Origin of the sequence: Limnohabitans sp. T6-5, assembly GCF_003063315.1 — a bacterium.
Taxonomy (GTDB): Bacteria; Pseudomonadota; Gammaproteobacteria; order Burkholderiales; family Burkholderiaceae_C; genus Limnohabitans_A.
In genome coordinates this window covers 220,819-244,070 of the sequence record NZ_NERV01000004.1, presented here as the reverse complement: position 1 = coordinate 244,070, position 23,252 = coordinate 220,819, and the positions used below count along the sequence as shown (strand labels likewise).

Genomic DNA, 23,252 nt, shown 5'->3' with positions numbered 1-23,252 from the left:
ATGAGCGACTGGAACCAACTGCTGCCCAGCAGCCACACCGACACCTTTGCGCGTGACCGGCTGCCGCCGAAAGACCAACTGCCCGTGTTCATGGCGGATCGGCCCGAGTTGGACTACCCGGACCTGATCAACTGCGCGGTGGAATTGGTGGACCGCCATGTGCAGGCAGGCAAAGGCGATCGCATCGCGCTGCATGGCGTGAGCGACTTCAACACGGGCGGTGGCGACTTCAGCTGGACCTATGCGCAGTTGCAAGACAAGAGCAACCGCATCGCCCAGGTGCTGACCCATGACATGGGCCTCGTGCCCGGCAACCGCATTTTGCTGCGCGGCGGCAACAGCCCCATGATGGCGGCTTGTTTGCTGGGCGCGCTCAAGGCCGGGCTGGTGGCTGTGCCCACCATGCCGCTGCTGCGTGCGGGCGAGTTGGCGCAGATCATCGACAAAGCGCAGGTCAGCGCCGCGCTGTGCGACAGCCTGCTGGCCGACGAACTGCAGCACTGCATGACGCCCGGCCACGCCAGCCACATGGCCAGCTTGCAGCAGCTGGTGCAGTTTCGCAGCGATGCCCCTGATGGCCTGGAGCAGCGCATGGCGCAGCAAAGTGGTGCGTACACGCCTCACGCCACCAGCCGCGACGACGTGTGCCTGATTGCGTTTACCAGCGGCACCACCGGCAAGCCCAAGGGCACCATGCACTTTCACCGCGATGTGCTCGCCATGTGCGATTTGTTCCCGCGCCACATCTTGCAGATGAACGAGAACGATGTGGTGTGCGGCACGCCACCCATCGCCTTCACTTTCGGCTTGGGTGGTCTCTTGGCGTTTCCGCTGCGCTTTGGTGCCAGTACCGTGCTGCTCGAAAAGCACACGCCCGAGACCTTGATGCAGACCATTGCCAAGTACCGCGCCACGCAGTGCTACACCGCGCCCACCATGTACCGCCAGATGGCAACGCTGGCCAAAGGCATTGACCTGTCGAGCCTCAAGCACCCGGTGTCGGCAGGCGAGGCCTTGCCCGACGCCACCCGCCAACTGTGGAAGCAGGCCACGGGCATCGAGATGACCGACGGCATTGGTGGCACCGAAGTGATCCACATCTACATCTCCAGTGCGGGCGCGCAAGTGCGCCCCGGCAGCATTGGCCAAGTGGTGCCCGGCTATGTGGCGCAGATCGTGGGCGACGACATGCAGCCCGTGCCTCCCGGCACCGTGGGGCGGCTCGCTGTGCGCGGCCCTACAGGCTGCAAATACCTGGCCGACCCGCGTCAGCAAGACTATGTGAAAGACGGCTGGAACCTGCCCGGCGACACCTTCGTCATGGACGCCGATGGTTACTTCAGCTACCAAGCACGTAACGACGACATGATCATCTCGGCGGGCTATAACATCGCAGGCCCCGAGGTGGAAGGCGCTTTGCTGCAACACCCGGCCGTGGCCGAATGCGGCGTGGTCGGCATGCCCGACGAAGACCGTGGCCACATCGTGCAGGCCTATGTGGTGCTCAAGCCCGGCCACACGGGCGATGCGGCCATGGAAAAAGCCTTGCAAGAGCACGTCAAACAAACCATCGCCCCGTTCAAGTACCCGCGCAAAGTGGTCTTTTTGGACGCCTTGCCCCGCACCGAAACCGGCAAACTGCAGCGCTTCAAGCTGCGTCAAATTTCTTAAGGAGCCCACCATGTTTAACGTCTTGCAACCCGAAGGCTGGGCACCCGCCAAAGGCTATGCCAACGGCATCGAAGCACGTGGCCGCATGGTGTTCGTCGCGGGCATGATCGGCTGGAACGGCCAAGCCCAATTCGAGACCGACGACTTTGTGGCCCAGTGCCGCCAATCCCTGCAAAACATCGTCGACACGCTGGCGTGTGCAGGCGCAGGCCCACAGCACATGGCCCGCATGACCTGGTACGTCAAAGACAAGAAGGAATACCTGGCCCGTGGTCGCGAGCTGGGCAAGGTCTACCAGGAAGTCATCGGCAAGAACTATCCAGCCATGACGCTTGTGCAGGTGGCCGATCTGGTGGAGGACCGTGCGCTGGTGGAGATTGAGGTCACGGCGGTGGTGCCGGAGTGAGTGGGTTCGCGCCTTACACGGTGGCAACGGCGAGGCTGGTAGGTGGCTGCTCGGCTCACGCTATATGACGGTCGCTGAAGGTTTGTGACTTCTATTGCCAATTGAGCAATACGAATGTCGTGGGGCAGTGCTGGGTGGTGCTGTTTATAGGCTGGGAGAGGACTACACCATGCGGAAACGGTCGGTGGGAGTTGGCCCAAATAAGACGAAAAATTACTTCTTATTAATAAAAACTTGCCTGAAAATAAATACATTTCTCTAGGGAGTATTTGATGTTCAAAACATTGCGGGATCTATGGCGACGCTTGACAACCAAGTCGACGGCAATTCCCATGAATTCGACAATTGGTCCAACACTTGCCAACAATCTCCCTTTAGTCTCATCGCATATTGACAATTCGGCATCTCTTATCTTTATGGATACCGAAACCACTGGTTTAAATCAGAACGGGACGGATGAGGTTTTGGAAATTGCGATCGTAAGCGATGATGGCAGAACGCTGCTCAACACGCTGGTGCGACCGTTAAAAAACAGCGTTTGGTCTCAAGCTCAGGCAATCCACGGTATCAGTCCGAAGGATGTAGAAAACGCCCCGACTTGGGATTCGCTCTTGCCAAAAGTGGCTGAAATTTGCGCTGGTAAAACAATAGTCGTTTACAACGCCCCTTTTGATACGAGCTTTTTCCCTGGAGGCTTCTTTACATCTGTCGTCTGCGCCATGCGTCGCTACACAGAAGTTTGTCCTGATGGCACCATGTGGACAAAACTCTCGGATGCTGCTACTGCCTCAGGATATGCCCCCACCGGAAACTATCACCGCGCTCTTTCAGACGCTCTCGCATGCCGACACATATGGAAATTTGGCATCCCAGCGCTAGAAAAAAACTACCCACCAATAATTAATTCACGTATCGCCGCAAAAATCATTGCGGAGACTGGTGAGCACATACCTCTAGTTTTTAACAATGTCTTTGCTGAGCAATTGCGATTTGTGACCGCCAACGATCGGTGCAAATTTTGGACAAAAGATGATCGCCAAGAAATCAATATTTATAGACCAGGGACTTTGGGAGGCAAAGGCAAGATTGCATATCTGACTAAAGCAGAAAACCCGGAGTTGGCCAGGCAACTGGCGGCAGGATTCGAGATTGATCTGTTACTAAGAGAACGCGATGGAGACACACTTCGGTTCGAGGTCGTAACAAAACCAAATCGAAAAACGCCGACGGTTATGACATTGCCCGCAACAACAAAGACCTACAGCGAAATCGATAACGACATTTACCAATGCTTCATTGCTCATCGATCTGGCATGAGCAACGTAATCGGAAGTTGGGAAGATTTTCAAACAGTAGAAAATGAGATGGCCCTGATTTGTAAAGAAAAGGGTGGACGCTACTACAAATCAAAAGCCAAGGGTGCCAAGTTCGCAATCATCTTTTCGCCGTACGCACAAACCGCCAACGATGTTTTGCGCTTACAGCAGGAGGGATACAAGGTAACCTCTTTCGACCGTGCTGTAGCGTTTTTTCAGTTGCAGTCTATGTGGGATTGTCAACAGTACGTGGACCATGTGAAAAGCCTAAATAGCAACATCAATACCTTTGGTTGATGCTCTTCGGCCAAAACCGCTTCCAAACAGCGAACTCAAGCCCTGAAAGCGACTCAGTGCTCCCCAGCACTTGTATGCGCGGCGATCAAGCTCTCAAGCATGAGCTTGAGTTGATGCGCTGGGTCTGAACCAAAGCAGACACCACCTGCGCCTCGTGCGCTTTGGCTTGCTTCAGCAGGGGCTGCACTTTGCGCCTACCTGCTGCCGTGAGGCTTACCAGGCTTTGGCGTTTGTCGTGCGCAGCGTCGCAGCGCTTGACCCAACCGGCGTCTTGCATGCGGCCCACCAGCTTGGTCACTGTGGGCTGTTTGGCCAGCACGATGCTGGCGAGTTCGTGGATGCTCAAGCTTCGGCCTCAGGCCAAAGTCTTGGGAAGTAAAAGCGCAGGGCGTGCTGGGGCACACCCAAGCGGACTTTGCCGTAGGGGCTGTCCGATTCCAGCAGGCCGCGTTTGAGCAAGGCCGACACCTGAGCGGTGGCCAGCCGATCACCCAAACCCAGCATGGCCTTGAAGTCGGCGCGATCCAGTTCGGTTTGTGCGGCGAACAGGTAGTGCAAAGCCCGAAGCGATGTGCTTCGCACGCCTTCGCCGACTACTTGCTCTTCATACGCCAGGCAGGCGGCCATGCGGCCTTTCATGTCCTCCAGGCTGAGCAATTCCCGCATGAAAGCCACTTGGTCGGAGCAAACGTCCAACACGTAATCCATCCACGCGATCAGGGCAGATTCGCTCAGGTTGCCACGGCCATCCAGATCCCCTGCACGGGGTTCGTCTGCGGCGGCCAGGCGTGCGTAGTAGGTCTCTTGAGTGCGTGCAAAGCCGCGCAAAGGGGACCACAGCCCGTTGGTCAGGCCCATGTGACCGAGCACCAGATGGCTGTGCAAGCGGGCGACACGGCCGTTGCCATCCAGAAAAGGGTGAATCCACGCCAGGCGCTGGTGCGCTGCCGCCATCGCCAAGATTTGCATTTCGCCACGACGCACTTGTCCATAGACCTTGGACCACCGATCCATGAAGGCAGGCAATGCCGCCGCAGCGGGTGCGGCGTGCCGACCCACACTCACTTGTGCGGTTCGCATGGCTCCGGGAATCAGCACTTGAACTTCTGCGCCCTTTTGTTGAATTCGGTCTTGATCGGTCAGGCGGGCAAACAGGTCCTGATGGATGTCTTGAACGGTTTGCGGCGACCAGACTTGCGCGTTGGTCCATTGAGGCCACAAGCATTCAAGTTGGTTCTCTGTCGCCATGTGGCTGAGCGCCAGACGTTGGCGGCGGGCTTTGTCGGCATCTTGTGCGTAATCGTTGCGCAGGGCTTGCTCGATTTCCAAGGGAAGGGTGTGTTGCCCTTCAATCCGGTTGGAGTAATAGGAATTCATGGCGCGCAACATCTGGCGCAGGCTTGGCAGTGCTCCGGTAGGGCACCAACTTGCCAAGCGGTCGGCCTGGCGGATCAGGTCGTGAGCACGCTCCAGCAGTGGGCCCAAACGGTGTTCAGACGGAAGCAGCGGTTCCATCTGGGTTGGATGGTCATAGAGTTGAAATTTCTGCGACTTTGACATGATTTATAAGTATATGTCGCGCAAAGATAATTTGTAAATCATGCGAGATTTTTTGCGACTTTTAATGCGACCCTGTGTGTCGATAAAAATCAGACGCTATATCGCTCTTTCCTCAATGATCTGAGGGCGCGCATCGCGCCTCTGAGCGGCACTTATCCTCGCACTGCAATCATCCGCTCCAGGACCTTTTTCAACTGGGCCACTTCGGCCAATCCGATGTCGGCCATGACCTGCGCCTCATGCGCCCGTGCCTGTGCCAGCAAGGGCTTGACCTTGCGGTGACCCGCTGCGGTGAGGCTCACCAGTGATTGGCGCTTGTCGTGCGGGGCGTCAACACGTTTGACCCAACCAGCTTCAGCCATGCGGCCCACCAGTTTGGTGACGGTGGGTTGCTTGGCCAGCACGATGTCGGCCAGCTCGCCCACGCTCAGCGCGTCTTTGCCCGACAGGCTGGCCATGACGCGCCATTCCATAAGGCTCAGACCACTGGCTTCGACCACGGCGTGGAATTCACTCGAAATCAAATGGCTGGCGCGTGCCAGTAAGTAGGCGAGGTAGTCGTCGACAAAGCCTGCGGAGTTGCTCATGCCAGTGGCGTGGTGGTGCTGAACTGACCGCCCTGGTAAACGAGTGGGGCCGAGCCATCACTGAAGCCGCAGCGTTCCACTTCGCCCACAAAAATCACATGGTCGCCTTCTTCGTGGCGGCTGCGGTTGTGGCATTCAAACCAGGCCAGTGCGCCTTTCAAAATGGGTAACCCGGCTTGCCCCAGGGTGTAGGCGGTGTCGGCAAACCGGTCGCCTTTGCCATAGGCAAAGCGATTGCACAAGTCGAGCTGGTCTGCGGCCAGCACATTGACCACATAGTGCGTGCCTGCATGAAACAGCGGCAAGCTGCTGGCCCGGTGGCCCAAGCTCCACAGCACGAGCGGCGGCGTGAGCGACACCGAATTGAACGAGCTGGCCGTGATGCCCACAAAGCTGCTGCTGGCCGTGTCGCCTTTTTGTGCGTCTGGCGCGAAGGTGGTGATGACGGTCACGCCCGTGGCGAAGCGCGACAGGGCCTGCCTGAAGTGGGCTGACTCAAAGTCTGGGGTCAGCGGCTGAATGGTCGGAGGTGGGTTAGGGCGCATAGGGTCATTATGGATGAATTTACATGAATATTCATATAAACTGTTTGGCATGAGGTCGAGTGCGTCGTGCGCAGAACCTGTCCGTCAAGGAGACAAGCATGCTGGTGGAACGAATCGAAAACAGGTGGCTCGCAGCGTTTACCCGCACCTTCACGCTGTGCAAGGTGCAGCCTAGTGAGGTGGTGGCGATTCTGGCCGAAACCCAATCACGTCGCGTCAACGTGGACTTGGCCCGCCTCGCGCTGGAGGCCATGGGTGCCCGCGTGTTCGAAGTGACGCTGACCACGCCTGCACTTACCGCCCCCGCGCCCGTGCGCTCCACAGGCGCTAGTGACGCTATTGGGCAACTCGGCCCCGTGGTGGCTGCATTGGCACGCGCCGACATGGTGGTGGACTGCACCGTCGAAGGCCTGCTGCACGCGCCCGAGTTGCCCACCATCATGAAAGGCGTGGACGGCCACATGCCGCGCCTGCTTATGGTGTCCAATGAGCACCCTGAAATCTTGGAGCGCACCGTGCCCGATCCGGCGCTCGAAGGCGTGGTGCGTGCTGCGATGAAGAAGCTGCGTGGCGCGCAGCAGATGCACGTCACGTCTGCCGCAGGCACCGACCTGCGCGTGAACCTGAAACATGGCGACAAACAAGCGGTGGTCGGCGGCGTGTGGGGCTTTTGCCCCAAGCCGGGCATGGTGTCGCACTGGCCCGCTGGGCTGGCGCTGGCTTTCCCGGCCGCAGGCAGCGTCAACGGCACGCTGGTCATGGCCCCGGGCGATGTGAACCTGACCTTCAAAAGCTATTTGCGCGACACGATCCGCCTGACCATCGAGAACGACAGCGTGGTGGCCATCGAGGGGCAGGGCGTGGATGTGGACATGATGCGCGGCTACTGGAAAGCCTGGGAAGACGCCGAGGGCCACCGCGCCGCTTATGCCGTCTCGCATGTGGGCTTTGGCCTGAACCCGGCAGCGCGTTGGGACGCCATGACGTTCTACGACAAGCGCGATTGCAACGGCACCGAACTGCGGGCCTTTGCTGGCAACTTTTTGTATTCCACCGGGGCGAACGAAGTCGCGGGCCGCCACACGCTGGGCCACTTTGACTTGCCCATGCGCGGCTGCACCATTCGGCTCGACGACACGGTGGTGGTCGATGCGGGCCAAGTCGTGAGTGCGGCGCTGGCATGAGCGCCCTGATGTCATGCGTGGCCATGCCCGCCTGTGGGAGCGACTCCCCCGTCGCGAAGAGCCCTGATATGACTTGTGGGAGCGACGCCCTCGTCGGGATGAACCCTGAAGTGATTTGTGGGAGCGACGCCCTCGTCGCGAAGATGGCGGCTGATCGCTGCGAGGGCGCAGCTCCCACACGCACACCGCTGGTTTTTTTGCACGGCATCGGCGGGCGCGCCAGTTCGTGGGCGGCCATCCAGCAGGCCTGCGCCCAAGCGGGCTACGCCAGTGTGGCCTGGGACATGCCGGGCTACGGCGACAGCCCGATGATCGAGCCTTGCACTTTTGACGGCTTGGCCGATGCGCTGGCCATGCTGATGGATGCACAGGGTTTGCAGCAAGCCGTGTTGGTGGGCCACAGTCTGGGCGGCATGGTGGCCTTGCAAATGTGGGCACGTCACCCTGAGCGCGTGGCAGGCTTGGTGCTGGCCGCCAGCAGTCCGGGTTTTGGCCAAAGCGGCGGCGATTTTCAACAAGCCTTCATCGCGCAGCGTCTGGCCCCATTGGAAGCAGGCCAAAGCATGGGCGATGTGGCCAATGCCTTGGTGCCGACCATGGTGGCACCGGGCTTTGACGGCCCGGGTTTGGCGCAGGCCAAAGCCTGCATGGGCTCCATCACGCCAGCCGCCTACAAAGCGGCGCTCAGCGCGCTGGTGCAGTTTGAGCAGCGCAGCGCCTTGCCCACGATCACCGTGCCCACGCTGTGCATCGCAGCCGAACACGACCGCACCGCTGCGCCCGCTGTGGTGCAGCGCATGGCCGAAAAGATTCCTCATGCGCAATACCTGTGCCTGCCGGGCGTGGGTCATTTGCTGACGTTTGAGCAACCCGACAGCTTTGCCGATGCACTGCTGCCTTTTTTGCGGAGCTTTTGATGACCGACGTGCAAGATAAAACCCAGCCCACCGTCATGCCCATCTGTGGTGACGACTACCCCCTGACCGAAAAACAGCAAAAGCTGATGGCGCTGGCCCGCCAGCTGGGCCGCGAGAAGTTCGCCCCCCGTGCCGCGCAGCTCGACCGCGACGCGCAGTTCCCATTCGCCAACTACGACGACATGCGCGACTCGGGCCTGCTGGCGCTGTGTGTGCCCGAAGCTCATGGCGGCCACGGCGCCGACTACGCCACCTATGCCATGGTGTCGGCCGAGATTGGTCGCTACTGCGGCGCCACCGCGCTCACCTTCAACATGCATGTCTGCACCATGCTCTGGAGCGGTTTGTTGTCTGAAGACCTGGAGATGACGCCCGAGCAGCGTGCCACCCACCGCCAGCACCAAGCCACGCACTTTGCCCGTGTGGTCAAAGACGGCGCGATTTACGCGCAACCGTTTTCTGAAGGCGGCGCTGCGGCCTCGGGGGCGCAACCCTTTGGCACCATTGCTGTGAAGGTCGATGGTGGCTGGAAGGTCAACGGCAAGAAGATCTTTGCATCGTTGTCGGATGCTGCCGATTACTTTGGCGTGCTCTGCACCGAGAAGAAAGAGGGTGCTGACCTCTCGCGCCGCGACACGCTGTACCTGGCCATCCCGCGCACCTCGCCGGGTTTGACCATCGAAGGCGACTGGGACCCGCTGGGCATGCGCGCCACCGTGTCGCGCAATCTGATTTTCAAAGACGTGTTCGTGCCCGATGACGCGGCGCTCATGCCGCAGGGTCTGTACTTTCAGGCCGCCAGCCGTTGGCCGCACATGTTCATGACGCTCTCGCCTACGTACATGGGCATCGCGCAAGCGGCGTACGACTTCACTGTGGCCTATTTGCGTGGCGAGATTGCGGGCACCGGCCCCATCAAACGCCGCCAGTTCGCGACCAAACAGATCGCCGTGGCCGAGATGTTCATCAAGCTCGAACAAACCCGCAACTTGTTCTTGCGCGCCATTGAAGACGCCAAGGTGGACCCGAGCAAATCCACCCGCCTACGTGCCTATGCCGCGCAGTACACCATCATGGAAAACGCGCAAGACATTGCCCGCCTGGCGATCCGCACCTGCGGCGGCCAGTCCATGCTCAAGAGCTTGCCGCTGGAGCGCCTGTACCGCGATGCACGCTGCGGCTCGCTCATGCTGCCCTGGACAGCCGAGCTGTGCATGGACCGCATCGGCCGCGAAGCCTTGTACGAACCCGGCGAAAAAGACGAGTGATGTTTGACGACGAAAGCAGTCCCCTCGCGGCCCGCTTTGCGCAGCTCGCGCATGAGCGCGGCGTGCAGCCGGCCATGACCTTCAGGGGGGACGAGCGCCAACCCGATCAGACCTTCGCCTACGACTTCGCCAAGTTCTGGCGGCGCGTGGAGCGCGTCACCGCGCACCTGCAGTCCACCTGGGGTGTGCAGCCGGGTGACCGCGTGGCTTGGTTGGGCTTTAACCACGAGCTGCAACTGGTCACGCTGGTGGCTTGTGCACGTTTGGGTGCGATCTTCTTGCCGCTGAACTTTCGCCTCGCGGTGCCCGAGTTGCAGCAGGTCATGCTGGACGCGCAGCCGCGCCTGCTGGTGCACGACAGCCACCATGCGAGCACAGCCCTTGCGCTGAAGGCCGAGGGCTTGAAGCACACCCACCACGACACGTTGATTGCCAGCGCGTCCCCACGCGGCCTGCCACTGCCCGCCGTTCATGGCGAGCTGCCGCTGCTGCTGGTCTACACCTCAGGCACCACAGGTGTGCCCAAAGGGGCGGTGCACACACAAGCGGCGCTGCTGGCCAACGCCCGCGCCAGTGCTTGGGCGCATGACTTTCTGCCTGGTGACAAGGTGCTGTCCACGCTGCCCATGTTCCATGTGGGCGGCCTGTGCATCCAGACCCTTCCCGCGCTGCTGGCCGGGGTCGAGGTCGTGTTGCACCCTCGCTTTGACGCGAACGCGTGGTTGGATGAAATGACCACCAGTCGCCCCACGCTGTCGCTGCTGGTGCCCGCCACCATGCGCGCCCTGTTTGAACACCCGCGCTGGGCCGACACCTCGCTCGCTTGCCTGCGCGGCATCATGACCGGCTCGTCCACCGTGCCTGTGGCCTACCTGGAGACGCTGCACGCACGCGGAGTGCCGGTGGGCCAGGTCTACGGCACCACCGAAACCGGCCCCGTGTCCATCGTGCTGCGCTTGCCCGATGCCATGGCCCGCGTGGGCGCATCGGGCTGGCCGCACCCGCAAGCGCAGGTCAAACTCATAAACGCCCAAGGGCAAGAAGTTGGCCCCGGAGAGACGGGCGAAGTCTGCATCCGCGCCGCCAACCTGATGCGCGGCTATTGGCGTGCCGACGGTGAACCCAACACGGGCCTGCAGGACGGCTGGTTCCACTCTGGCGACTTGGGCCAGCGCGCCGAAGACGGCTGCATCACCATCGTGGGCCGCAGCAAGGACATGATCATCTCTGGCGGCGAAAACATCTACCCGGCCGAAATCGAGAACCAGCTGGTGACCTTGCCCGGTGTGGCCGAGAGCGCCGTGGTCGGTTTGCCCGACGAGCGCTGGGGCGAAGTGCCCGTGGCGGTACTGGTGCGCAGCGCCGACCCCGCAGGTCATGCGCTGAGCGCCGAAGCCGTGCTGGCGCACCTGCAGTCGCGCATCGCCCGCTTCAAGCTGCCGCGCCGTGTGGTCTTCATGGACAGCCTGCCCAAAAGCGCTTTGGGCAAGGTGCTCAAGCCGCAGCTGCAAAAGCTATTGCAAGCGTGAATCACAGTTCATTGGTCCCGCACGGTGACGTATCCACCGCCCGTGCCTCGTAGGTCGGCAGCTTCAGCTCCGACATTTCTGCCTTCGGCGCAGGCACCATGTCGGGGCTGAAGCCACTGACCTGCGGGAAACCACAGGTCGCGTCTTGTTGCTTGATCAAGTGCTCACGGGTTCAATGCGGGATGCACCTGCTGCCACTTTGAAGCTGGCAAGAGTTTCAATGTCTGAGACCCGTGTTCGGTGGTCCTTGACGACCCGCAGATGCATCCGAATTTCTGTGCTGGTGATGGTTGCGATCAGATAGCCCTTTCGGGTGCCATCTGCAAAGACAAAGTGTGGATTGTTCCGAGGGGTGGACGCTGAAACATGGGCGTCGTAGCTGCTGATGCTGGTGCCGCAAAACTCTACCCCGATAGTTTTGCTGTCTGGCTTGTCGTAGTCTTCCTTGATGTAGCCCACCCAGTTGGCGTGCACGTCACCGCCCAAAATGACGGGGTTGGGCACTTTGTGTGTGATCAGTTGCGAGACCAGTCTTTTTCTGGCGTCCGGATAACCGTCCCATCCATCGTTCCAGACTTTGGGACCACTCGATGACCTGAAGATGCAAGCGCCAAACAGGGTGGATTGGGCGATGACATTCCAGGTGTGTTGGGTGGACTGTTGCAATTGCTTGTCGAGCCATTGTTCTTGCGCCATTCCCAAAAGGCTTCGGTCATCTTGTGACAAAGCGGTGCAACTGTTCTTGTCTACAACGCCCGAGCCTGTTTTGCCGCCGGGCGTGCAGGCTTGCGGGCTGCGGTATTGCCTGCAATCGAGCATGGAAATCGCCAGCAGGTTTCCGAACCGGTACTGGTCATAAATCCTGACCTCGGCCCCGTCTTCCAAGCCCTGGAGTCCCTGCGTCAACACGGAAGATTTCAGGGGCATGTGTTCGTAATAGGCTTGGTAGGCCGCAGCCCTTCTTTTGCGGAAGTCCGTCAAAACGGTGCCGCCCGAACCTTCTTGCAAGCCTGCGTAGTCGTTTTGCACTTCGTGGTCATCCCAGGTCACCAGCCAGGGGCAGCAGGCATGCACTTGTTGCAGATCTTTGTCTTGCTTGTAGAGGGCGTAACGCTTTCTGTAGTCAGACAAAGTCAGGCACCAACTGCCGTCCACGCTTCTCACGCCTGCTTTGGCGGGCGGGTATTCGTAGATGTAGTCGCCCAAAAACACCATGAGGTCGGGTTGCTCGGCCACGACATGGGGGTAGGCGTTGAAGTAGCCCAACTCGTAGTGCTGGCACGATGCAAACGCCACCTTCAAAGCTTGGCTGGTTTGGCCTGGTGCTGCGAAAGTCCGGGTGCGTCCTGTGGGGCTGACGTGCGTGCCGACCATGAAGCGGTAATAAAACCATTGGTCGGCGGGCAGGCGGCGCACTTCTGCATGAACGGAATGCGCCAAGCCCGGCACGGCTGGCGATACCCCCTCTTGCACCATTTGAGAAAACGCCTCGTCGCGTGCAATTTCCCATTTGACGGGAATCGTCTCGTCAGGAATGTTCGAGCTGAAGAGGCCAGGGTCAAACAAGCGTGTCCACAACACCACCGAGTCATGGGTGGCCGAACCACTGGCGACGCCCAATGCAAAAGGGTTTTTATTGAGTTTGGCCTGAGCCCAAGCCGGGTTGCTGGCAGGCCACAAGAGGCTGGCCAATGCCAGGTCCTTGAGCAGGCGCCTTCTGGACATGTTGTCGTTCATTGTGATCTCCCGTTTTCTGGAATGTGAATTTTGCAATGGCTCAGCGCCATGCAGGCATGGCCTCAGCCTCAGGCAAACCCTTAATTCAGGGCGTTTCGGCGCCTGTGTGACAGCCTACCCGGCCTGTGGTGTCATCATGCAGGGATAGTTTCAGGAGACATGCATGAGCCCCACATTGAACCGTCGTCACATCATCGGTGGCGTTGCCGCCAGCGCTTTGCTGGCTGTTTCGTCCATGGCCTTGGCCCAGAGAGCCTGGCCCACCAAGCCCGTCAAGATCATCGTGCCCTTTGCGCCCGGTGGCACCACCGACATCCTGGCCCGCGCCGTGGCGCCCGAGTTGTCCAAGGCCTTTGGCCAGCAGTTCGTGGTCGAGAACAAGGGCGGCGCGGGCGGCAACCTGGGCGCCGAAATCGTCGCCAAGTCGCCAGGTGACGGCTACACCCTGCTCATGGGCACGGTGGGCACGCACGGCATCAACCGGGCGCTGTACGCCAAGCTGCCTTATGACCCCTTCAAGGACTTCATCCCCGTCACGCTGGTGGCAGGCGTGCCGAACGTGATGGTGGTCAACGCCGAATTGGCCGCCGCCCACAAGATCAACAACGTCAATGACTTCATCAAATACGCCAAGGCCAATCCTGGCAAGCTGAACATGGCGTCCAGCGGCAACGGCACATCGATCCACCTGGCGGGCGAGTTGTTCAAAAGCCAGACGGGCATCTTCATGGCCCACATCCCTTACCGAGGCTCCAGCCCGGCGCTTTTGGACCTGGCCGCAGGCAATATGGATGTGATGTTCGACAACCTGCCGTCTGCCATGCAGCTGATCAAGGCGGGCAGGATCAAGGCGCTGGCGGTGACCAGCGGGCAGCGATCATCGGCCATGCCCGAGTTGCCCACCATCGAAGAGGCCGCAGGCCTCAAGGGCTTTGAAGCCAGCAGCTGGTTTGGCCTGCTTGCACCTGCGGGCACCCCCATGGACATCGTCAACCGCATTCAGCAGGAAGTGGCCAAGGCCTTGAATTCGCCGGCCATCAAGGAAAAACTGCAGTTGCAAGGCGCCATTCCGAGTGGCAACACCTCGGCGCAATTCGCCACGATGATCGAAGCCGAGCACAAGAAATGGGCCGCCGTGGTCAAGGCCTCGGGCGCCAAGGTGGACTGAAGCGTGGCCTGGTTTGCGGGCTTTGAAAAACAGACCCTGAGCATTCAGGGTCTGCCGGTCACGTTCCGAAAATCACTGGACTGGACAGCGGCCAAGCCTGTGCTGGTGCTGCTGCACGGTTTTCCGCAAACCCATGTGATGTGGCATCGCGTGGCACAGCGCTTGAGTGAGCGCTATCGGCTCGTCATGCCCGACCTGCGCGGCTACGGTGATTCGTCGCACGAAGTGGGCGACGCTGAACACGCCCACTACAGCAAGCGCGCCATGGCGCAGGAAGTGATCGACCTGCTCGACGCCTTGGGTGTGCAGGATTTCTTTTTGTGTGGTCATGACCGGGGTGGTCGCGTGGCGCATCGGTTGGCGTTGGACCATGCGAAGCGCGTCAAGAAACTGTGCGTGATCGACATCGCGCCCACGCTCGACATGTACAGCGGTCACTGGGGGGCATTGCCGGGCAAAAACCCTCAAGTCTCTGGCCCTGTTGCGGACCCGTACTTTGCCTTTGCTCAGGCGTATTACCACTGGTTCCACCTGACCCAGCCTGCGCCGCTGCCCGAGTTCATGATTGGCGGCAATGCCAAGGCCTATTTGCACGCCAAGCTGGGCGGCTGGGGTAGCCAAGGCCTGGGCTACATCGAGCCCGAGGCCTTGGCCGAATACGAGCGCGCTTTTTGTCATCCGGCCTTGAACGACAAGGGCTGGTCAGCGGCCATCCACAGCGCTGCTGAAGACTACCGCGCCAGCGCAGGCATCGACTTGCAGCATGACAGAGAAAGCCGCGAGCGCGGCCAAAAAATCGCTTGTGACACCCTGGTGCTCTGAGGCGAACGCGGCGTGGTCAACCGCATGTTCAAGCCACTCGATCTTTGGCAGGCGCAGTGCGCTGGCAAAGTTTCAGGACAGGCCGTGACGGCGGGCCATTTCATCCCTGAAGAGTTGCCCGAAGTTACCAGCGACGCGCTGGCAAAGTGGATGGCTTGAGGGTTTTGTGTTTGTGGGAGCGACGCCTTCGTCGCGAAACCCTTCGCAAACCACCATCCATCGCCCCGAGGGCGGTGCGCCTACAAAAAGCGGGGGATGCATCCCCCTTAAGCGGTCAAGCCCCGCAGCACTTCTTGTATTTTTTGCCACTGCCACAGCTGCACGGGTCGTTGCGGCCGGGTGTGGCTTCCTTGATGACTTGCTCCACGCGTGGACCGATGTTGCGCCAGATTTCGCGCAGGTCGTACACGGCCCACAGGGCTTCGCCGTAGGCGTTCAGGCGTTCTTCGCTCACGCTGGGCGGGCCGTCTTCGGACAAGGCTGACAAGGTTGGCACATCGTCATCGTCTTCGGTCAAGGCCACGATGGCTTCGAGCGACAGGTCGTGCCATTTGGCGGCGTCTTTGTCTTTGGGGGCGGTCCATTCGTCGGGCCAGTTTTCGACCGCGAACAAGAAGCCCAGCGCCCAGACTTGCGCAAACGAGGGGATTTCGTTGTCGTCAATTTCACCGCGCTCTTCGGGGGGCAAGGAGGCGATGGCGCCGCGAATGTCCATCACTTCGGGTGCATAGGCCTTGTCGTCGTCCAGCGCTTCCACCGGGGTGTCCAGCGCCAATTTGATTTCGTCGAAGCGGCGTTGCCACAAGTTCAGAAACTGCTGGCGCTGGGCATCGTCTGAAAAACTGCCGCCTTCTGAATCATCGGCGTCAATGCCCAACAACATGGCCAGCCATTCGCTCTCGGGCAGCGGGCGGCGGCAGCACACCAGGGCCGCCAGAAAACCTTCGCAAAATTCCCATTGCGGGGTTTCCTCAAAGCGCTCGCGCAAGTCGTCGAGGATGTTGTCCAGGGTGTCAAAGTCTTCGGCTTGCAAGCCAGCGGTGGTGTTCATGGTGGGTTCCTGTGATCAGGGGAAGATTGTAGGTCGGTGGTCGCAGAGCCCGACAAATGCTGGATCAAGGCTGGTGCCACCATGGGCGCAGGCGTTGGACTCTGCGAGTGCCGACCTACGTGGCAGGGTTCAGCGGCACGCCGCAGCGTTCCAGGCGTTTTTTCATGCACAGCACTTGCGCGTCTTTGCTGTGCAGGGCGGCGGTGTGGGCCACGGCCAGATCGATGAATTTTTGGTCATCGGCGTCTTTGCAGGCGTATTCGGCTTTGGGGGCGTCCGGGTGCAGTTGCGCCCAGCGGTCAAAGTGGCCCAGCACCGCACTGGCGGGCAAGTCGCGGTGCGTCAGGCGTTTGACGATTTGCGGGTAGGCCAGCACACGGGCCAGCTCTTCGCGCATGGCCGCCGTGGCCAACCAATGCGTGTTCCCGGTCTCGACGCTCACGCGCAGCGCTTCGGCCCGGGGTTCGTCAAACACCCACAGGTCGAGCACGATGTTGGTGTCCAGCACGCGCTGTATCGGTGCAGGCACGCTCATGGCGCTGGCGTTCCGGCAGCCCCCGGCGTGTCAGCAGAGGCTGTGCGCTTGAGGCTGCCCTTGATCATGTCAAAGCGGAACAGGCGGCATTCGATGGGGCCGTTCCACATGGGCACGCGGCGCGATTCTTTCAGCCGCATCTTGCTGGGCAGCTTGAGGTCGGGCGTGAGCATCCAGGCGCTCCAGCCGCTGTAGTTCTTCTTCCAGTGGCTGGCCAGTTGGGCAAAGAAGTCGCCGCCGTCATCGGTTTGCGCGGTTTCGCGGTGGTGGCTCTGGTCAGCTGCGCGGGCACTGGCCAAGGCCCCGGGCTGGAAGCTGTCACGGCCACGCCCGGCCACCCCGGCAGCGGCAATGCGTTCGCCATAGGGCGGGTTGAGCAGCATCACGCCCGGGATTTCGCAAGGGGGCATGCGTTGCAGGGCATCACCACCCCGGAATTCGACCACGCCCGAGACCCCTGCGCGTTCGGCATTGCGCTCAGAAAAATCAACCATCCGGAAGGCCACATCGCTGCCAAAGATGGGCGCTGTGGGTTCGTGCTCGTTGTCGCGGGCTTCTTCGATCAGGCCTTGCCAGACGTGGTTTTGGAAGGGCAGCAGTTTTTCAAAACCAAAGCGGCGTTGCAGGCCGGGGGCGATGCCGCAGGCGATCTGGGCCGCTTCGATCGGGATGGTGCCGCTGCCGCAGCAGGGGTCGTACAAAGGCACGGTGCCATCCCAGCCGCTGGCCGCGATCATGGCGGCAGCCAGGGTTTCCTTCAGGGGGGCGTCACCCTTGTCGGTGCGCCAGCCACGCTTGAACAGCGGTTCGCCCGAGGTGTCGATGTACAGAGTCAGCGTTTCGGGCGTGAGGTGGGCATAAATGCGCACGTCAGGCCAGGTGGTGTCGACGCTGGGGCGCTCGCCGCGCTTGTTGCGAAATCGGTCGGCCACCGCGTCCTTGATCTTGAGCGCCGCAAAGTTCAGGCTGTTGAGCGGGCTGTGCTGCGCGGTGATGTCGATCTTGAAGGTTTGCTTGGGCGTGAACCAGATTTCCCAAGCCACGTCACTGGCGGCGTGGTACAGGTCGTTTTCATTGCGGTAGTCGGTGACCGACAGCTGCACCAGCACGCGCTGCGTCAGGCGGCTGTGCAGGTTGATGCGCATGGCGTCACGCCACGAGGCGCGGGCCATCACGCCGCCCCGGCCTGTCATCAGGTCGTGGCCGGTCAAGCCGGTGATGTGGTGCACCTCGTCGGCCAGAAAGCCCTCAACGCCGGCGGCGCAAGGAAGAAAAAGTGTCAAGGCGTTCAAAGCAGTCCAAACGGGAGAAGAAGCCGCGATTTTCCTCTACTGGGGCGGCTTTTTCGGCGATTCTTCATGGCTTGGCGTTTTATCTGGTTACAAATCAGTTAAAAGTTATACATAAAATGTTTATATTTGATTGTCAAAATATTAATTAAATAGGCCATATTCATGTCTGCCCACCCACTTGAAATTTTCAAAAGCCTCTTAGGCCTGTCATCAGGCTCGTACGCTCGCAAGGTGATGGCTGCTGCGATGTGGCTGTGTTGGGTGGGTTGCCCCGTGCACGCGCAAGACGCTCCTCAGGCCTCACCCGACAGCAAGGGGCCTCAATTCAACTGGGTCTTGACCGACAAGCCGGCCGTTGTGTGTGCCAAGGCCAACAAAGACGGCACACACGCGATTGCCGATGCCTGCAGCTATTGGTTGATCCAAGAGCGCCGTTGTACCTTGGTCACCAAATCGGACCAAACATCGCACCATGTGCTGGGCATCCTGTTTTCGGCGTGTCAGCGGGGCTTGCATGCGTAGATGCTTATGGTTGTTCGGCTGCACAGGACTGCTGGGCTGCACCGCAGACCACCAGGATCTCGTTGCCCGTGAAAGCTTTGTTCCTGTCCCGCCGGTGGCCCGCGTGCTGGCTGCGCCTCAGATTGAGCACCGGAAAATGGTCAACACCCGTTTGCTGTGCGATGTGTCCACCGGCGCACGCATGAGTCAGGCGTGTGCCGTGTGGAATGTCAAAACCAATGTCTGCACCATCATGACCGAGCCGTATGCTTCGGATGAAGTGATCGGGCATGAGGTTCGCCACTGCTTTGAGGGGCATTTCCACTGAGCACCTGGCGCCCTCAATTGGGGAGCAAGAGCGGTCTCAGCCGTTCATGCTCTTGCGCAAATTGGCGGGGGCAATGCGCAAGGCTTCTCGGTACTTGGCCACCGTGCGGCGCGCGCAGTCGATGCCTTGCTCCTTGAGCATTTCGGAGATCTGGTTGTCTGACAGCGGTTTGGTGGCGCTTTCGGCCGCCACAAACTGCTTGATCAGGGCCCGCACGGCGGTGCTGGATGCGGCGCTGCCGCTGTCGGTGCCCAGGCCCGAACCAAAGAAATATTTCAACTCAAAGGTGCCTTGCGGCGTGGCCATGTACTTGGCCGTGGTCACGCGGCTGATGGTCGACTCGTGCATGCCCAGCTCGTCAGCAATCTCGCGCAGCACCAGGGGGCGCATGGCCAGCTCGCCGTGGGTGAGGAAGTTTTTCTGCCGCTCCACGATGGCGGTGGACACGCGCAAGATGGTGTCAAAGCGCTGTTGAATGTTTTTGATGAACCAGCGGGCTTCCTGCAGGCGCTGCTGCAAGCCGGCGTGGCTGTCGCCCTTGCCGCCGCGCAAGGCGCTGGCATAGATGTCGTGCACGCGCAGCTTGGGCATCACGTCGGGGTTGAGCTGAATGCGGAACTTGGGTGTGCCGGTTTTGCGGGTGTTGGTGACCAGCACATCGGGCACGATGATGTTTTGCTCAGCCAGCGCAAAAGGCCGACCGGGTTTGGGCTCCAGCCGTGAGATGAAGGCGATGGCGGTCTTGATGCGCGATTCGCTCAGGCTGCACAGCACGGCCAAGCGCTTGAAGTCGCGTTTGGCCAGCAATTCAAGGGGCTGCGCGCAAACCGCCAAGGCCGTTTGGGCGGCCTCATCTTCGGGATCGTCGGCAAACCGGGACTTGATCTGGATGCGCAGGCATTCGGCCAGGTCACGAGCGCCCACGCCCACGGGTTCGAGGGATTGCAGCAAACCCAACGCCACCGTGAAGCGGTGCACCAGCTCGTCGAGTTGTTCATCGTCATCGCTGCTGGCGAGGCTGGCGGCCAGTTCGGGCAGGGTGTCGGTCAGGTAGCCGTCGTCGTTGAGCGATTCGATCAAAAAGCGCAGTGCCGCCCGGTCGATCTCGGACAGGCGCAGGGACAAAGCCTGTCGGTGCAAAAAATCGGTGAGCGAGCCCATGCTGCGGGCCAGCTCGACGGCGTCGGCAGTGTCTTCTTCGTTGTTCTGGCGTGCGCCAGCTTCACCGCCCCATTCGCTGTCATCGGGGCGCATCTCCACGCTGCCGTCGCCGTCCCAGCTCTCGGCCACGCCGGTGACGGCTTCGTCTCGGGTTTCGCTGGCCCCATCGTCGTTGCCCGCTGATTCGCTGGCGCTTTCGCTGACCCGGTCGCCCAGGCTCACATGCGTGTCGCTTTGTGCCAAACCAAAGGCTTCCTGGGGCGCTTCTTCTTCGGTGCGTTCCAGGAAAGGGTTGTCGTCGAGCATCTGGTCGACTTCTTGCGACAGCTCCAGCGTGGACAGTTGCAGGAGTCGGATCGATTGTTGCAACTGGGGCGTGAGCGCCAAGTGCTGGGACATGCGCAGCGACAAACTGGGCTTCATGCCGGGGCTTTCATGTCAGAACACATCAGGGGGTGCATCACATCCGGAAGTGTTCGCCCAGGTACACCCGGCGCACATCGGCGTTGGCCACGATCTCGTCTGGGGTGCCTTCGGCCAGCACCCGGCCTTCGCTGATGATGTAGGCGTGGTCACAAATGCCCAGCGTCTCGCGCACGTTGTGGTCGGTGATCAGCACGCCAATGCCGCGCTGCTTGAGGAAGGCGATGATGCGCTGGATCTCGATCACGGCAATCGGGTCAATGCCGGCAAAGGGTTCGTCCAGCAGGATGAAGCGCGGGTCAGTGGCCAGCGCCCGGGCAATTTCGACCCGGCGGCGCTCACCGCCGGACAAAGCCACCGCAGCTGAGTCGCGCAAATGGTCCACCCGCAAATCGGCCAGCAGTTCGCTCAGGCGCTTTTCCACGGCGGCACTGGGCAGGGGGCGGTCCTGGGCGTCGGTTTGCAACTCGAGGATGGCGCGAACGTTGTCGGCCACGGACAGCTTGCGAAAAATCGAGGCTTCTTGGGGCAGATAAGACAGTCCCATGCGCGCGCGCTTGTGGATGGGCAGGTGCGTCACGTCCTTCCCGTCGATCAGGATCTGGCCGCCATCGGCGCGCACCAGCCCCACGATCATGTAAAACGACGTGGTCTTGCCCGCCCCGTTGGGGCCGAGCAAGCCAACCACTTCACCTTTGGCCACTTGCAGCGACACGTCATGGACCACCTTGCGGCTGCCATAGGCTTTTTTCAGGTGGCGAGCTTCCAGGCGGCTGGTGGAAACGGTGTCGCTCATGGTTTTTTGCTTTCGCCAATGTTCGGGCTGGTGCGCAGTGTGGGGGCGGCAGGCGCGACAGGCGAGGCCTGAGGGGCGACGGCATTCTGACGCGGGGTCAGCACCGCGCGTACACGCTGATTACGCTCAGGGGCGCTGCCGTTGGCTGGGCGGCCCTGAATCTGGCCGTCCACGGTCATCACCTCGGTGGTGTTGTTGAAGACGATTTTCTGGCCGGTGATCTGGTCGGCCATCTGGGTGCCGCGCAAAATCCGCACTTCGGCGCGCTGGATCAGGGTCACGACATCGGCCTGGTTGTCATAAATGGCCATTTCGGCCTCACCTTCGGTGAACTCGTCCAGGCCTTCGCGTTTTTGCCGGAAAAACACCCGCTCATTGGGGGCGGCCCAGAGTTTCGCCACTTGTTTGCCCTGGGCGTCTTGCTGCACTTCCATGCGGGCTGCGCGCAGCACCAAGGTGCCCTTGACGCCCACCACGCCGCCATTGAACTGGGTCAGCTGCTTGGCTTCGTCGTGGCGCATGGTGTCCGCCTCGATCTGCATGGGCTTGTCCCGGTCGGCTTTTTCGGCCCAGGCGGGCAAGCTCAGCAGGCCAAAGGCTGAGAGCGCAAGGCCAAGACGGTGGAGGAGGGGCATGGAGGGCATGAATCTTGCTGCTGACAATTTTTTGATTGTAGGCGCAAGGGTCTGAATATCCGGCCATCCGTAAAACTGAAGTCGAAAAAAAGCCCGCCAGATGGCGGGCGGTGCGTGCGGGTGGCGCCAGGCGGCGCGCTCTGCACCCGACTTCAGCGCCCCTGGCGGGTCTGCGCGATCAGCGATTCAGCCACTTTGACCGCGCGCTCCATGCTGCCAGCGAGGGTGCCGTCCACATAGTAGCGACCGGCCACACCCAGCGAGGGTACGCCTTCGATCTTGAAATCGTTTTGCAGCTGCACGGCCCGTTTGAGCTTGCTGGCCACGCCAAAGGATTTGTAAATTTCGCTGAACTTGGCTTTGTCAACGCCTTGCTTTTCGGCCCATGCCAGGACGCTGGCGTCCGTATTCAAGGCTTGCTTTTCGACGTGCACGGCTGCAAACACTTTGGCGTGCAGGCTATCGAGCAGGTTCATGGCTTCGAGGGTGAAGAACAGCCGCTGCTGGGGCGCAAAGTCATCGCGGAAGGCCACGGGGATGCGGCGCACCACCACGTCCTTGGGGGCGTTTTTGACCCATTGGGCAAAGCTGGGCTCAAACGCGTTGCAGTGAGGGCAGCTGTACCAGAAGAACTCGATCACTTCGATCTTGCCATTGCCCACCTCTGTGGGCAGGGGGCGCTCCAGGACCATGTAATCCTTGCCAGCTTTGAACAAGGCGGCTTGCGCCCACGCGGTGGAGGTGCTGAACCAGGCGCTGGCCGTGGCCAGGGCAGAAGAAAAGAGACGGCGTTTCATGGAGACTCCAAAAAATGAAGGGGACGGCGTGGGAGGTTCAGCGTTGCACGCGCACGAGAGTGTTTTCGATGTCACTGCTCTCGAGCTGCTTGCGCACACGCTCGGCGGCGGCTTTGTCGGTGTAGGCGCCCAGGCGAACACGGTAAACGGTGCGCCCGGCCTGGTCACGCTCGGAGACTTTGGCGTCCAGCCCCATCAAAGCCAGTTTGGCCTTTTGGGCATCGGCGTCTGCGCTGGTGCGGTAGGCGCCCACTTGCACGAAATAGTCAAAAGGCTCGCCAGCAGGTGCGTTGCCGGTAGCAGGCGTGGCCATGCCCTTTGACTTGGCCAGGTCACCAATCGGGTCGGCGGTGACCGCCGGGCGGGGCTCGCCTTTGGCCGTGTCGCTGTGGGCTTTGTCGGTGGCTTTGTCTGCCGCTTTCTCAGAGGTTTTGTCAGCAGGTTTGTCGCTGGCCTTGTCTTCGGCGCGCGGGGCCACGGTGCCCGGGGCGGCAGGCACTTCAGCCGGGGCCTTGGGTTGCAGCACGCTGTTGGGGTTCCAGTCCTTGTTTTTCTGGGTTTCGGCGTTGTCTTGCTCGGTGGTCCGAGGCTGGTTCTTGCTGGAAAACGGTGTGGGCACCTTGGTGACATAAACGGCCACGGCCAGGGCCACGCCCAGACCCAGCACCAAACCCAGAATGAAACCTAAAAAAGTACCGCCGCGTTGAGAGTGAGTTGTCATGGTGA

General features: G+C 60.8%; 24 protein-coding genes and 1 pseudogene. 11 read left to right on the top strand and 14 right to left on the bottom strand.

Translation table 11 applies throughout. The annotated features are described in order from the left end of the window. The 3 genes from B9Z51_RS16505 to B9Z51_RS16495 all read left to right on the top strand — a co-directional run bounded on the left by B9Z51_RS16505 (position 1) and on the right by B9Z51_RS16495 (position 3,690). Positions 1-1,671, top strand: coding sequence for an AMP-binding protein (locus B9Z51_RS16505; protein WP_108376261.1), 1,671 nt, complete (start codon positions 1-3; stop codon positions 1,669-1,671). A gap of 10 nt (positions 1,672-1,681) precedes the next feature. Next, positions 1,682-2,077, top strand: coding sequence for a RidA family protein (locus B9Z51_RS16500; protein ID WP_108376260.1), 396 nt, complete (start codon positions 1,682-1,684; stop codon positions 2,075-2,077). 272 nt (positions 2,078-2,349) lie between these two features. Continuing rightward, the gene (locus tag B9Z51_RS16495) at positions 2,350-3,690 is read left to right on the top strand and encodes a 3'-5' exonuclease (protein WP_199227570.1); all 1,341 of its coding nucleotides are present in this window, start codon (positions 2,350-2,352) and stop codon (positions 3,688-3,690) included. 85 nt (positions 3,691-3,775) lie between these two features. Here the strand turns inward: B9Z51_RS16495 and B9Z51_RS16490 are convergent, their stop codons facing one another. The 4 genes from B9Z51_RS16490 to B9Z51_RS16475 form a co-directional block, all read right to left on the bottom strand. Further along, positions 3,776-4,036: a MarR family winged helix-turn-helix transcriptional regulator gene (locus tag B9Z51_RS16490; RefSeq protein ID WP_233255012.1), complete on the bottom strand. Its 261-nt coding sequence runs from the start codon at positions 4,034-4,036 to the stop codon at positions 3,776-3,778. After that, positions 4,033-5,205 carry a Fic family protein gene (locus B9Z51_RS16485; RefSeq protein ID WP_233255011.1) on the bottom strand — a complete coding sequence of 391 codons (1,173 nt, stop codon included), beginning with the start codon at positions 5,203-5,205 and terminating at the stop codon, positions 4,033-4,035. The genes B9Z51_RS16490 and B9Z51_RS16485 overlap by 4 nt, the downstream gene beginning before the upstream one ends. A 197-nt stretch (positions 5,206-5,402) precedes the next feature. After that, complete coding sequence (locus B9Z51_RS16480; protein WP_108376257.1) at positions 5,403-5,837, bottom strand: MarR family winged helix-turn-helix transcriptional regulator; 435 nt, start codon at positions 5,835-5,837, stop codon at positions 5,403-5,405. Beyond that, positions 5,834-6,382 (bottom strand): flavin reductase family protein, encoded by a 549-nt coding sequence (locus tag B9Z51_RS16475; protein WP_108376256.1) that lies wholly within the window; start codon positions 6,380-6,382, stop codon positions 5,834-5,836. The genes B9Z51_RS16480 and B9Z51_RS16475 overlap by 4 nt, the downstream gene beginning before the upstream one ends. Positions 6,383-6,480: 98 nt before the next feature. Between B9Z51_RS16475 and B9Z51_RS16470 the strand changes: the two genes are divergently transcribed. From B9Z51_RS16470 to B9Z51_RS16455, 4 genes are all read left to right on the top strand, one after another. Then, positions 6,481-7,566: a peptidase M29 gene (locus B9Z51_RS16470; RefSeq protein ID WP_108376361.1), complete on the top strand. Its 1,086-nt coding sequence runs from the start codon at positions 6,481-6,483 to the stop codon at positions 7,564-7,566. A gap of 143 nt (positions 7,567-7,709) precedes the next feature. Further along, positions 7,710-8,483, top strand: a complete 774-nt coding sequence (locus tag B9Z51_RS16465) for an alpha/beta fold hydrolase (protein ID WP_108376255.1) — start codon at positions 7,710-7,712, stop codon at positions 8,481-8,483. Further along, complete coding sequence (locus tag B9Z51_RS16460) at positions 8,483-9,751, top strand: acyl-CoA dehydrogenase family protein (RefSeq protein WP_369959451.1); 1,269 nt, start codon at positions 8,483-8,485, stop codon at positions 9,749-9,751. The genes B9Z51_RS16465 and B9Z51_RS16460 overlap by 1 nt, the downstream gene beginning before the upstream one ends. Then, entirely contained in the window at positions 9,751-11,280 is a 1,530-nt protein-coding gene (locus B9Z51_RS16455; RefSeq protein WP_108376254.1) for a class I adenylate-forming enzyme family protein, read from the top strand. Before B9Z51_RS16460 ends, B9Z51_RS16455 begins: the two co-directional genes overlap by 1 nt. Before the next feature lies 1 nt (position 11,281). Here B9Z51_RS16455 and B9Z51_RS18480 read toward each other — a convergent pair whose 3' ends face one another. Together B9Z51_RS18480 and B9Z51_RS16450 are read right to left on the bottom strand one after the other, a co-directional pair. Then, a complete protein-coding gene (locus B9Z51_RS18480) occupies positions 11,282-11,440 on the bottom strand; it encodes a hypothetical protein (RefSeq protein WP_158272914.1) in 159 nt (52 codons plus the stop codon). After that, positions 11,437-13,005 (bottom strand): alkaline phosphatase, encoded by a 1,569-nt coding sequence (locus B9Z51_RS16450; RefSeq protein ID WP_233255010.1) that lies wholly within the window; start codon positions 13,003-13,005, stop codon positions 11,437-11,439. Before B9Z51_RS16450 ends, B9Z51_RS18480 begins: the two co-directional genes overlap by 4 nt. 175 nt (positions 13,006-13,180) lie before the next feature. Here B9Z51_RS16450 and B9Z51_RS16445 point away from each other — a divergent pair, with 175 nt between their 5' ends. Together B9Z51_RS16445 and B9Z51_RS16440 are read left to right on the top strand one after the other, a co-directional pair. Further along, a complete protein-coding gene (locus tag B9Z51_RS16445; protein ID WP_108376252.1) occupies positions 13,181-14,185 on the top strand; it encodes a tripartite tricarboxylate transporter substrate binding protein in 1,005 nt (334 codons plus the stop codon). Between the two features lie 3 nt (positions 14,186-14,188). Continuing rightward, positions 14,189-15,166: pseudogene (locus tag B9Z51_RS16440) on the top strand (alpha/beta fold hydrolase). A gap of 115 nt (positions 15,167-15,281) precedes the next feature. On the opposite strand, the gene B9Z51_RS16435 reads toward B9Z51_RS16440, so the two are convergent. The 3 genes from B9Z51_RS16435 to B9Z51_RS16425 all read right to left on the bottom strand — a co-directional run bounded on the left by B9Z51_RS16435 (position 15,282) and on the right by B9Z51_RS16425 (position 17,885). After that, the gene (locus tag B9Z51_RS16435; protein WP_108376251.1) at positions 15,282-16,058 is read right to left on the bottom strand and encodes a YecA family protein; all 777 of its coding nucleotides are present in this window, start codon (positions 16,056-16,058) and stop codon (positions 15,282-15,284) included. Positions 16,059-16,173: 115 nt separating this feature from the next. Continuing rightward, positions 16,174-16,593, bottom strand: a complete 420-nt coding sequence (locus tag B9Z51_RS16430; protein ID WP_108376250.1) for a putative toxin-antitoxin system toxin component, PIN family — start codon at positions 16,591-16,593, stop codon at positions 16,174-16,176. Further along, positions 16,590-17,885, bottom strand: a complete 1,296-nt coding sequence (locus B9Z51_RS16425; RefSeq protein WP_108376249.1) for a class I SAM-dependent RNA methyltransferase — start codon at positions 17,883-17,885, stop codon at positions 16,590-16,592. The genes B9Z51_RS16430 and B9Z51_RS16425 overlap by 4 nt, the downstream gene beginning before the upstream one ends. 162 nt (positions 17,886-18,047) lie before the next feature. Between B9Z51_RS16425 and B9Z51_RS16420 the strand changes: the two genes are divergently transcribed. Next, positions 18,048-18,407, top strand: coding sequence for a hypothetical protein (locus B9Z51_RS16420; protein WP_108376248.1), 360 nt, complete (start codon positions 18,048-18,050; stop codon positions 18,405-18,407). Beyond that, a complete protein-coding gene (locus B9Z51_RS16415) occupies positions 18,400-18,714 on the top strand; it encodes a hypothetical protein (RefSeq protein ID WP_146187793.1) in 315 nt (104 codons plus the stop codon). Before B9Z51_RS16420 ends, B9Z51_RS16415 begins: the two co-directional genes overlap by 8 nt. Before the next feature lie 36 nt (positions 18,715-18,750). On the opposite strand, the gene B9Z51_RS16410 is transcribed toward B9Z51_RS16415, so the two are convergent. From B9Z51_RS16410 to B9Z51_RS16390, 5 genes are all read right to left on the bottom strand, one after another. After that, positions 18,751-20,298, bottom strand: coding sequence for an RNA polymerase factor sigma-54 (locus B9Z51_RS16410; RefSeq protein WP_108376246.1), 1,548 nt, complete (start codon positions 20,296-20,298; stop codon positions 18,751-18,753). Positions 20,299-20,335: 37 nt separating this feature from the next. Then, positions 20,336-21,094: an LPS export ABC transporter ATP-binding protein gene (lptB, locus tag B9Z51_RS16405; protein WP_108376245.1), complete on the bottom strand. Its 759-nt coding sequence runs from the start codon at positions 21,092-21,094 to the stop codon at positions 20,336-20,338. Further along, positions 21,091-21,729 (bottom strand): lipopolysaccharide transport periplasmic protein LptA, encoded by a 639-nt coding sequence (gene lptA / locus B9Z51_RS16400; RefSeq protein ID WP_108376359.1) that lies wholly within the window; start codon positions 21,727-21,729, stop codon positions 21,091-21,093. The genes lptB and lptA overlap by 4 nt, the downstream gene beginning before the upstream one ends. 152 nt (positions 21,730-21,881) lie before the next feature. Continuing rightward, the gene (locus B9Z51_RS16395; RefSeq protein WP_108376244.1) at positions 21,882-22,526 is read right to left on the bottom strand and encodes a thiol:disulfide interchange protein DsbA/DsbL; all 645 of its coding nucleotides are present in this window, start codon (positions 22,524-22,526) and stop codon (positions 21,882-21,884) included. A gap of 37 nt (positions 22,527-22,563) precedes the next feature. Beyond that, positions 22,564-23,247: an SPOR domain-containing protein gene (locus B9Z51_RS16390; protein ID WP_108376243.1), complete on the bottom strand. Its 684-nt coding sequence runs from the start codon at positions 23,245-23,247 to the stop codon at positions 22,564-22,566. Between the last annotated feature and the right edge of the window lie 5 nt (positions 23,248-23,252).